Origin of the sequence: Dietzia sp. DQ11-71 (assembly GCF_014144995.1) — a bacterium.
In the GTDB taxonomy this organism is placed as follows: Bacteria; Actinomycetota; Actinomycetes; order Mycobacteriales; family Mycobacteriaceae; genus Dietzia; species Dietzia kunjamensis.
The window spans coordinates 1-1,907 of the sequence record NZ_JAALDT010000055.1 but is presented as its reverse complement, the minus strand read 5'-3'; the positions used below and the strand labels follow the sequence as shown (position 1 = coordinate 1,907).

The 1,907-nt window shown below is 71.0% G+C and carries 2 protein-coding genes; both read right to left on the bottom strand.

What is annotated here, in order from left to right; all coding sequences use genetic code 11:
• Positions 1–1,362: putative lipid II flippase FtsW (gene ftsW, locus G6023_RS02155; protein WP_182633954.1), on the bottom strand; the 1,362-nt coding region annotated here is incomplete at its 3' end.
• Between the two features lie 4 nt (positions 1,363–1,366).
• The coding region (locus tag G6023_RS02150; RefSeq protein WP_347570698.1) for a glutamate ligase domain-containing protein at positions 1,367–1,907 on the bottom strand (541 nt) is incomplete at its 5' end.

The window sequence follows — 1,907 nt, the reverse complement described above, 5'->3', positions numbered from 1 at the left end:
GCTGGACCGTCCGGGCGTGGCGGAGGCCGGGACCGGCCGCTCGGGCGTGTAGGGCCGCGGGTCCGGCAGCGCGAGCCAGCTGCGCCGACGCCGCGACGGGGAGCTGAGGATCGCGGAGATGGCCTCCGGCTCGTGGCGGGCACAGTTGGCGAGCAGCCCGAGCGAGGTCAGGGTGACGACCGCCGACGTGCCGCCGTTGGAGATCAGGGGCAGCTGCAGACCCGTCACCGGCAGCAGGCCGACCACATACCCGATGTTGATGAAGGCCTGGATGACGATCGTCGCGGTGACGGTGCCGGCGAGCAGGCGGCGGAACGGGTCGACCGATCGCAGTGCGACGCGCATGCCGACCCACCCGAGGGTGAGGTAGAGCGACACCACGACCGCGGCACCGAACCAGCCCAGCTCCTCGCCGATGATCGCGAAGATGAAGTCGTTGGTGGCCTCGGGCAGGTAGAACCACTTGGCGCTGGACTGCCCCAGCCCGACGCCGAACAATCCGCCGTCGGCCAGCGAGAGCATGCCCTGGTACGACTGGTAGGCCGCGCCCTGGGGGTTGGAGAAATCGCCCCGGAAGGTGTCGAAGTAGGTCCGGATCCGCTCGAAGCGGTAGGCGAACGCCACGGCGAGCACGCCGAAGACCACGACGCCGACCGCGATGACCCACACGAAGTGCCGGGTGGGGTACCCGGAGAACCACAGCACACACAGGAAGGCGATGGTCACCGCGGTGGCCATGCCCAGGTCGGGGGCGACGACGACGAGGACCGCCACGACGAGGTAGCCGACCACGGCCGGGAAGAGCAGATCGAGCCAGTACCCCGTGCGCATCCGCTTGGCGACCACCGAGCACGCCCAGAGGATGAAGGCGAACTTGGCGATCTCCGCGGGCTGGATCGAGAACAGCCCCAGGTCGATCCAGCCCTTCGACCCGTTGATCTCGGACCCGACCCCGGGGATCAGCACGGCCACGAGCAGTCCGATCGCGACCAGCAGCAGCGGGAATGCCGCGGCCCGGACCAGCTCGATGCGGACGCGCAGCGCGGTGACGAAGCCGACCCAGCCTATGAGGACGAAGAGCGCCTGGCGCAGGAAGATGTCGAACGGCGTGCCGCCGCCGGAGAAGGCGAGCACGTTGGAGCTGGACAGCACCATGCCCAATCCGATGACGGTGAGCAGGGCGGTGACCACCATGACCACGTGGTACGAGGTCAGGGGCGCGCGATTGATGGCGGCCAGGGGTGCGGCGATCCGCCCGAGCAGGTCCGGTCGCGTCTCGGTGTCCGCGCGCTCGTGCTGTGTCTTCTCACGCGCCGTCTTCTCACGCGCCGGCTTCTGGCGCGCTGCCTTGTCGATTGCCATTGCCCTACCTCCCGGCCACGCGGCCCACGGCGAGGACGAAGCTGCGCCCGCGGTGACCGTAGTCGGTGAACATGTCCATCGACGCGGCCGCGGGGGCGAGCAACACGGTGTCGCCTCCGGTGGCCATCCGTGCGGCCTCGGCGACCGCCCGGTCCATCGTCTGCTGCGGCTCGTCGGGACCCGCGGCATCGTCATCGTCTCCCGAGGCCAGCTCCACGACGGGCACCGCCGGCGCGTGTCGGGCCAATGCCTCGGCGATCCGCCCACGGTCGCGGCCGATGAGGACCACGCCGCGCAGCACGCCCGAGACCTCGGCGACCAGCGGCTCCACGTCGGCGCCCTTGAGCAGGCCCCCGGCGATCCACACCATCGTCCCGCCCGCGAGCAGCGAGGTCCGGGCGGCGTGGGGGTTGGTGGCCTTCGAGTCGTCCACGTAGGCGACCCCGTCGATCGTGTCGACCGGCTCCGCGCGATGGGCGCCCACGGTGAAGCCCCGCAGGGCCTCGGCCACGTGCTCGGGTCGCGCGCCCACGGAGAGGGCGACG